The 7,886-nt window shown below is 38.4% G+C and carries 10 protein-coding genes; all 10 read right to left on the bottom strand.

Going from position 1 to position 7,886, the window contains the following annotated elements:
- Positions 1-67: 67 nt before the first annotated feature.
- Positions 68-262, bottom strand: coding sequence for a hypothetical protein (locus tag ACTHJT_RS03615; RefSeq protein WP_440236420.1), 195 nt, complete (start codon positions 260-262; stop codon positions 68-70).
- Positions 263-339: 77 nt separating this feature from the next.
- Positions 340-1,590 carry a right-handed parallel beta-helix repeat-containing protein gene (locus ACTHJT_RS03610; protein ID WP_440236419.1) on the bottom strand — a complete coding sequence of 417 codons (1,251 nt, stop codon included), beginning with the start codon at positions 1,588-1,590 and terminating at the stop codon, positions 340-342.
- Positions 1,591-1,698: 108 nt separating this feature from the next.
- Positions 1,699-2,088 (bottom strand): tautomerase family protein, encoded by a 390-nt coding sequence (locus ACTHJT_RS03605; protein ID WP_440236418.1) that lies wholly within the window; start codon positions 2,086-2,088, stop codon positions 1,699-1,701.
- A 65-nt stretch (positions 2,089-2,153) separates the two neighbouring features.
- The gene (locus ACTHJT_RS03600) at positions 2,154-2,699 is read right to left on the bottom strand and encodes a DinB family protein (RefSeq protein ID WP_440236416.1); all 546 of its coding nucleotides are present in this window, start codon (positions 2,697-2,699) and stop codon (positions 2,154-2,156) included.
- An 8-nt stretch (positions 2,700-2,707) separates the two neighbouring features.
- A complete protein-coding gene (locus ACTHJT_RS03595; RefSeq protein WP_440236415.1) occupies positions 2,708-3,112 on the bottom strand; it encodes a DUF4345 domain-containing protein in 405 nt (134 codons plus the stop codon).
- Positions 3,113-3,179: 67 nt separating this feature from the next.
- Positions 3,180-3,764, bottom strand: a complete 585-nt coding sequence (locus ACTHJT_RS03590) for a Crp/Fnr family transcriptional regulator (protein ID WP_440236414.1) — start codon at positions 3,762-3,764, stop codon at positions 3,180-3,182.
- Positions 3,765-3,776: 12 nt separating this feature from the next.
- Positions 3,777-4,793: an MBL fold metallo-hydrolase gene (locus tag ACTHJT_RS03585; RefSeq protein WP_440236413.1), complete on the bottom strand. Its 1,017-nt coding sequence runs from the start codon at positions 4,791-4,793 to the stop codon at positions 3,777-3,779.
- An 81-nt stretch (positions 4,794-4,874) separates the two neighbouring features.
- Positions 4,875-6,392 carry a flotillin family protein gene (locus tag ACTHJT_RS03580; protein ID WP_440236411.1) on the bottom strand — a complete coding sequence of 506 codons (1,518 nt, stop codon included), beginning with the start codon at positions 6,390-6,392 and terminating at the stop codon, positions 4,875-4,877.
- Between the two features lie 20 nt (positions 6,393-6,412).
- Positions 6,413-6,979, bottom strand: a complete 567-nt coding sequence (locus ACTHJT_RS03575; protein WP_440236410.1) for a serine protease — start codon at positions 6,977-6,979, stop codon at positions 6,413-6,415.
- 259 nt (positions 6,980-7,238) lie between these two features.
- Positions 7,239-7,802: a porin family protein gene (locus tag ACTHJT_RS03570; protein WP_440236409.1), complete on the bottom strand. Its 564-nt coding sequence runs from the start codon at positions 7,800-7,802 to the stop codon at positions 7,239-7,241.
- Positions 7,803-7,886 lie beyond the last annotated feature (84 nt).

Here is a 7,886-nt window from a genome sequence, read left to right as displayed (position 1 = left end):
AATCAGATATGAAAAAAGCGTTTGAAATTTCAAACGCTTTTTTTATTAGATTAGGTTATAGCTTAAATTAAGAGCCGCAGCCTTCACAGAAATAGTTAATAGAGCCATATGGTTTAACTCCATTCAGGATCATTGTCATGTTATGAATTTTATCTTTCAGTTCTAATTTTTCGCTAAAATCAGTTGCCTTGGCAACTGCTGCATTTAATTTATCTAGCTCCTGTTGAACGTGTTCTTTTTCGGATACTGTCAGTTCTGCCATATATGTTTCAGTTTATTATCTTATTAAGTAAAGATAACAAAGAGCCTACTAAAATAATTCCTTGTGGAAAAACTTTTTTATTGCTTAATGAATTTAAGCGATGTGTCGTTCAATATAACTACATATAGTCCCGGGGGAAGGGCATCCGTCCGGATAACATCGTTCCCGGTTTTTATTTGTCCATTTAATATATTCTTTCCCAAAGCATCTGTAACTATATAAAAGGAATCCATATACTGTTCAGGAAGTTGAATCCGGATACCTTCAGTACAGGGATTTGGATACAGCTGAATAGAAGATATTTCGGCTGATATATTTTTTATATCGGTTGGTATGGAACAAGTATTTGTACATGTTTGGGTGGTGATGTTGGTTAAGCCATTATTAGTGCCTGTAACGGTGTTATTTGTGCACACAACATTATTGTAAGCCGTTCCCTTGGAAGAAGTTTGTGTTATCAAAATACCGTAACCCGTAGTATTTACAGCCAGTATATTGTTTGAAAAGATATTATAGTCACCCCAGCCGCTGACAAGTATATGCGTTTGAAAACCATCGGCAATGGTATTGCTTCCGGTATTGCATTCAATGGTATAATAATTTCCTTTCACATCAATCCAGGAGTCAGCAGAATTTTGGTTGTTTAATCCTGTTCCGTTGAATGTATTGTAAGCGATCCGGCCCCCTTTTGTACCTTCTTTAATATCGATATTTTCAGATGCTACATGATCTCCAAAAGAATTGTTTAATACCGTATTGTAATTACAGGTATCGGCGTTTCCTTTTGTATATGTCGGCCAGTTGCTTACTGCTGAACCAATATAAATTGCTTCTCCATAACCGGCAGCGTATGTTCCGGTTGAATCGATAAAACAATTTTCTACGCTGTTATAGGAGCTATAGGATCTGAGATGTATGCCTTCATCGCCGGTTTTATTCACATGCAGATTTTTAATAATGTTATGATGACTGCTATCGAGTACAATACCTTTTGCAGAATTGTAAATAGTGAATCCGTCAAGCACCCAAAAGTTATTTCCCCGTAAGCCCAGACCATAGCCGGAACTTAAACTGTTTGACGTGATAATGGCTGCCGGAGTACCTTTTAATATAATAGGATTACTGCTGGTACCATTGATGTTTGCAGGTATAATGAATCCACCGGATTTAGAGTAAATGCCATCTGTCAGGACGATGGTATTTCCGGCAACGGCCGTGTTTAAAGCATTTTGTAATTCTGTTGCAGTACTGACAGTGATTGTTTGTGCATGAACGGAAAGGGCATGCAGCAGATACATGGAAAATAGTAATGGAAAAATTCTTTTCATAAATAACCGATATATTAGCTCTAGATTCATTTCTAATATATCGCTTATTTATGAAATAAATCTGTACTTGATGATTCTAACTATTGAATACATAAAGAGGGTGAGTCATCAGACTTCTACTTTATAATTCAGATCTAATTCATCGCCACTTTTGCCTCGTATGCCCCAATTGTATTTAGGTGATTCAAATAAAGTAATTTCTAAATCCATGTTCGAAATCCCTAATTCCTTTTCAAACCGTTCAAACAGTAGTTTGTATAATTTCTTTTTGGCTTCAATAGACCGGCCTTCGAAGAGATTGATTTCAATAATGGTATGCTTAGGTGTGCGCGTTTCAAAATAGAAATAACTGTCTGCATCTATATATATAAACCGATGCGCTTTTTTTTCTTTCGGATATTGAAAGGCGTCCATCACACATTCGTGTAATACTGCTGAAAGTTTCTCCCGGATTGGATGCAATTCTTCCCTGGTTCCGAAAATTTTAATTTGTCCCATCGTCTTTAGGTTAGTTTAATACAATTTAATGTATTGAAGCAACAAATTAAAATAAGAGTGGAAGATCATTGCAGATTTCTCTTTGCCTGTTCAAGATGCCTTTCATTGTGTGCAATCATAAATTGAAAAACATCTCCCAGTTTTAATTTTATAAAAGGTGAAATTGAAATCGGAATTCCGGCATCCAGGTTTTTATACCGGGCTGTTTTCAGATACGCCGCAAGCAATTCCTGTTGATGGATGAATTCGGCAATAACCGCATGTGCATCCGGATTGTTTTCAGGTACGTGTTTTTTAAAAGCCTTGTATTTTTTACCTGAACCGGGAAGCATCATCTTTGTGAAATAATTTCCCAGCCAGCTGCTTTTGAAGGTAAGAGATGTATTTTGGTCAGAGCCTTTATTCAGTGCCTTATTAATCTGTGGTAAATAAAAGTGGCCGTAACTATTCAGATGGTCCAGGCATTGGACGATACTCCAGCCACCGCTAACCGAAGGACAAAGCAAGGTAGAAGTATCTGTATTCTGAAACGTTCTTATAGCCAGTGTAAGGCTATTTTCAACACGATCTTCGAGATCCTTTAACAGGTTTAATGTGTCAACAGTTTTCATGTGCCTGATTATTTTCTGTTAAAAGATTTATTGAGTTGATACAAAACACAACCAATTATAAAAAGGATACTTTCTATAAGCAGCCATTGTGTACCGAATGTGCCAAGCCGACCTTCTGTAAATATGGTAATGATCCTGGAAAGTGCGTAGAAGCCCCAAAGCATAGAAAGGAACAGGAGAGCAAGTGACATGTTTTTTTTAATAAGGTACAGCATACTTATGCCTATTGTTAATCCTGCACCTCCGTAGATGCCTCTGATTGAACTGTAGGCATCGGTATTGGTTAATTGGACTTGTACCAGGTTCATGACAGCCTGCGGATCATGAAAAGCCATCAGACTTACTGATAACACACTCAGTGCCGAAAAAATTATAAAACCTCTGGATGTAAAAAGAATTGCTTTTGTTTTCATAAGAATGATGTTTATGAAACAAAATTGAAGGAAATGCTTTTTAGAAATATTGGTGTTTACCAAGATTTTAAATTTTTACTTTATTCAATAGCTTACTAAAGTTGGTAGCATCAATACCAAGATAACTTGCCAGATACTTGTGTGGTACAAGTTGCAGAATATGCGGGCTGCGTTGCAGCAGTTTTCTGAAACGATCTTCTGAGGAAAAGGATTGTACTTCAACCAGACGCTCCAGCACGCCGGAGAGCGCCTGTACAACTCCTTTCCGGATTAAGAGCTCTATGCCGATAATATCTTTGCTGAGCGATTCGATCTCAGCAAAAGGAGCCCGAAGGAAAACAGATGGCGTTAAGGTTTCATAATAATATCTGGAAGGACTTTCATGGATCATGGAGTCCAGCACACCACCGAAGGAAGGCGCATAAGTAAATACCAGCGTTGCTTCCCGGTTCTGATCATCAAAATAAAATATACGCTGTACACCTTCAACAACAAAATACAAATACTTCTCTGTTTGACCCGGTATGGTTAATTGTTCTTTACGTTTAGCCTCGAACGGTTTCCATAAAGATTCAAACCGATTCCATTCTTCATCGGTGAAAGGATGAATGGAGGTAACGAGTTTTTTAAGTTGTTCGGTTGATGCATGCATGATCAGCAAAGACTATATATAAATTGTTTCGCCGGCACATATATATAAAATGTCGCCATTTGCCGGATTTTTTTCCTGCTCGGCTTTTAAGATGCGTATCGGGTCGCTGAGCGGCTCATCAGACAGATCAAAGGTTCCGTAATGCATAGGGATCAAATGTTTTGCCTGGGTATCCTGGAAAGCTTTCAGTCCGTCAGCAGGAGAGAGGTGGCTTTGGCCCATGAAAAACTCCGGCTTGTATGCACCAATGCCAATCATGGCATAATCGACCGAAGGAAATATTTTTGCTATATCTGCAAAGTGGCTTCCATAACCGCTGTCACCACCAAAGTAGATGGTTTTGCCGGCAGCCTGGATAACGAAACCTCCCCACAAGCGTTTGTTGGTATCCGTTAAATATCGTCTGCCCCAATGTCTTGTTGGAATATAAATAATTTTTAATGCAGCTGGTGTAAGGTATTGCTGGTACCAGCCCGCCGCCTGGATCATGTTGCTGTTTGTTATTTTCCGGATAACACTGTCAACATGCAAGCCGGTTAAATAAATGGCATCCGGATTATTTTTAGCAAGCAGCTCCAGACTCTTTTTATCACAATGATCGCGGTGGTCGTGTGAGATCAGGATGTAGTCAATATTTTTTAATTGTTCAGGAGCTACAGGTAAAGGCGATTTACGTTTGATCAGCGATACATCAAACAATACAGGATCGATCAGTAAAGAAATTCCCGCGATGCGGATAAAGAAAGAAGCATGTCCGAGCCATACAATGCAATCAGCAGAAGACTTTAGAAACGTTGCGTCAGTATGGCAGGCTAATTTCCAGGTGTCTTTTTTCTTTTCAATCTTTTGCGGATTCTTCATGGTTTGCCACTTCCATAATTCTTTAAATGAATTAATGAAGGGAAATTCATGGTTTACAAAACGCCCCTTTTCATCAACAGGAGTGCCCGCCCATGCAAAAGGTAACTGAATGGTTTGTAATGCCGGGTTGGATACGAAATGTTTGCCGGAAGATATTTTTTCAGCCATAACTTTATGTAAAAGAAAAGAGGGACTAAATAGTCCCTCTTAATAGTACGAATTTTTAAGGTTGCTTACAATGCAGGCCTTTTATTTTTCAGATTCTTTTGAATCCTCAGAAGTGTTAATAGTTGGTATATTTTCACCTTTTAGGTATGTTGGAAGATTTAACCCTGCCATGTTGAACAGATCATTCAACGGTGGTACAGTCTTCATCATGCCAGACACAAAGTTTGCCGTTGAAGAATTTCCGTTATCTGAACTTCCGTTACCTGAATCCCAAACAGTAATTTTATCAATTTTAATATTCTTAACGGCTTCAACCTGTGTTTTTACAAGGTCAGGTAATTTTTCAATCAACAGTAACTGGAAGGCTTTTGTAGGATCGCCACCGGCAGCTGCAACAACTTCTTTGTAACCTTCAGCCTGCTTCGTTAATATTTCATACAAACCTTTTGCTTCCGCTTCCATTTTCGCATAGATTGCATCGGCTTCACCTTTTGCATTTTCTCTGATTCTTTCAGCTTCTGCCTGTGCTTCAATAATAGCACGTTGTTTAGCGATCTCTGCGGGAATTACGATGTTGGCAATCTGAGTGGAACGTTCTCTTTCAGAACGGGCCAGTTCGGCTTTCTGTTCTGCCACATACGCTTCTTCCAATGCTTTTGCCTGTTGTACTTTTTCAGCGGTGATTGCGATACGAAGCGATTCTGCTTCTTTCTCTCTGCGCAATGCTTCTGAATTCGCAATGGAAATTTTTGCTTCGTTTTCCCCTTTAATTGCGATCGCATTGGCTTCAGATGTTTTTACGCGGGTATCACGTTGTGCTTCTGCTTTACCGATGGCTTCGTCTTTTGCGGCAGCTGCAATACTGATCTCTTTATCTTTTTGAGTGATGGCAATCTTAACATCACGGTCTCTGTGTGTTTCCGCAATTTGTGTATCTTTTTCACGGTCGGCTAATGCCTTACCTGTTTCACCGATTTTTTCCTGTTCTGCAACGCTAACTTTCGCTTCGTTGATCGCTTTGGCTGCCGCTTCCTTACCCAACGCTTCAATGTAGCCAGACTCGTCTTTAATATCGGTAACGTTTACGTTGATTAATTTCAAACCGATTTTCTTTAATTCACTGTCAACGTTTTTTGAAATGTTATCCAGGAATTTATCACGATCTGAATTAATCTCTTCAATCGTCATGGTTGCAATAACCAAACGCAACTGTCCGAATAAAATATCTTTGGCAAGTTCCTGAATATTTTCATGAGATAAACCAAGCAGTCTTTCAGCTGCTGTGTTCATTGTATCCGCTTCTGTTGAGATTGCGATGGTAAATCTACAGGGTACATCCACACGGATATTCTGTCTGCTCAATGCATTTGTTAAGTTGGCTTCTATAGATAACGGTTTCAGATCCAGGAATGCATAATCCTGGATAACCGGCCAGATGAAGGCTCCTCCGCCATGGATACATTTTGCAGAAGAACCTCCTGTACGACCATATATAACAAGTATTTTATCGGAAGGGCAGCGCTTGTAGCGTGATACCAGCGCAGAAATTGTAACAAAGCCTACAACAGCGGCTACAACAATAATAATAATTGGGGTCATGTTTAAAGTAAAGTTAAAAGTTAAAGTGTTTCTACTAATAAAATATTTTCATTAAGAATTTTTACAATTTTCACCGTAGAGCCTGAAGGGATCTTAACATCATTTTCGGTCATTGCGTCCAGTTCATGCATAGAGCCGTTTACACTGACCAGAATTTTCCCCCGGCCTGATTTACCGCCGGGAATAGTCAGGTATACTTCAGCAGATTTATTCAAAGTTTCTTCATACGAAAATGAATTGTCTTCTGCCAGCTTTTGTAGCTCGCGGATAATAGCAAAGAACATGTATACAAATAAAGCGCCAACCGCTACTGAAAGCACTATCAGCAATGTGTGATTGATGCTGTTGTAGAAGGATATGCCTGTCCAGCTAAAGCCCAATAAAAAATTTATCAGGTTCCGGAAAGAGAAAAGCTGGAAATGTGAATCGCCATCTTCCAGGTCTCCGTCAAAGTCTGCATCTAGTCCATCTGCGGTATCGCCACCGAAAAATGTCATGATTGTTTGGATCAGAAAAATGACACTGGCAGGTAATGCGATGTACCAAAACACCCTTAATAAAGGATCTAGACTATCGAAATATTCCATAGATGTTAATTTACGTTATTTTGTTAATGCGAATCAGGCAAGGAATTAATATGTTGAAAAAGTAATAATTTTAATGGGGAAAATTATATCTGTTTCTTCATTTTTCGCTTGCACAGGAATATATATACGAATCAGCGATTGTAATGTTGGAGTTTGTTGAAATATATTCTTAGAAAAAACAATTGAAAATTATAAAAAACTATTCTTTAAAATTATAGCGGATTCAACTTTTTAAGTAATGAATCCGCTATAAAAAGTCTTATCGGTTTGGTGCGAATTTATAACATAAACCAACCAGTAAGCTTGTAGAATTTGTTCTGATACCCAGATTTTCGTTTGTGTTTTTATTGATATTCGTCAGACCAAAATTATTTCTTAATTCAAATGACAAGGCAATATTATCCTGCAGTGGGATAGAAGCACCGATACCAATCACAGCGCCCATATTTAATGTTTTGAAATCATCGGTATTTGTACTTTTGTGCGTTTCATCCGGTCCTTTAAATACAGTTTTTTGCTGTAGTAATACATTAAAACTCGGACCGGCATTTACAAAGGCTTTAATATTACCATCATTATTGTTGTGTTTATCGCCACCAAAACGTGCTTTGAATAATACCGGTATGGTAATGTAATCAAAGGTGGTATGGCCTTGGATTGTTCCTATAACATTTCCATTATTATCTGTCGCCATAAGATCTTTGTAGTTGTATCTCCATCCTTCAAAGCCCGGATCGATACGCAAGGAGAACATATCCGTAATATTGTATTGCAGGAAAATTCCGCAAGAACCTGATATAGCCGCTTTGGTTGAGTTTTGCATCCTGTCGTTTTTAAAAAACATAGCTGTTAAAATTGGGGCGGGCGGAATTCCAAAATTAAATTTTTAATAATTGGTAAATTCTAC

It is taken from the genome of Cytophaga sp., from assembly GCF_051961495.1.
Lineage (GTDB): Bacteria > Bacteroidota > Bacteroidia > Cytophagales > Cytophagaceae > Cytophaga.
This window is presented reverse-complemented; position numbering and strand designations above follow the sequence as displayed.

Excerpts from the sequence above, each read along its gene's own strand:
- ACTHJT_RS03605 (WP_440236418.1), bottom strand. The coding sequence starts at position 2,088 with ATGGGACAAATTAAAATTTTCGGAACCAGGGAAGAATTGCATCCAATC.
- ACTHJT_RS03600 (WP_440236416.1), bottom strand. The coding sequence starts at position 2,699 with ATGAAAACTGTTGACACATTAAACCTGTTAAAGGATCTCGAAGATCGT.
- ACTHJT_RS03575 (WP_440236410.1), bottom strand. The coding sequence starts at position 6,979 with ATGGAATATTTCGATAGTCTAGATCCTTTATTAAGGGTGTTTTGGTAC.
- ACTHJT_RS03585 (WP_440236413.1), bottom strand. The coding sequence starts at position 4,793 with ATGGCTGAAAAAATATCTTCCGGCAAACATTTCGTATCCAACCCGGCA.
- ACTHJT_RS03595 (WP_440236415.1), bottom strand. The coding sequence starts at position 3,112 with ATGAAAACAAAAGCAATTCTTTTTACATCCAGAGGTTTTATAATTTTT.
- ACTHJT_RS03615 (WP_440236420.1), bottom strand. The coding sequence starts at position 262 with ATGGCAGAACTGACAGTATCCGAAAAAGAACACGTTCAACAGGAGCTA.
- ACTHJT_RS03580 (WP_440236411.1), bottom strand. The coding sequence starts at position 6,392 with ATGACCCCAATTATTATTATTGTTGTAGCCGCTGTTGTAGGCTTTGTT.
- ACTHJT_RS03610 (WP_440236419.1), bottom strand. The coding sequence starts at position 1,590 with ATGAAAAGAATTTTTCCATTACTATTTTCCATGTATCTGCTGCATGCC.
- ACTHJT_RS03570 (WP_440236409.1), bottom strand. The coding sequence starts at position 7,802 with ATGCAAAACTCAACCAAAGCGGCTATATCAGGTTCTTGCGGAATTTTC.
- ACTHJT_RS03590 (WP_440236414.1), bottom strand. The coding sequence starts at position 3,764 with ATGCATGCATCAACCGAACAACTTAAAAAACTCGTTACCTCCATTCAT.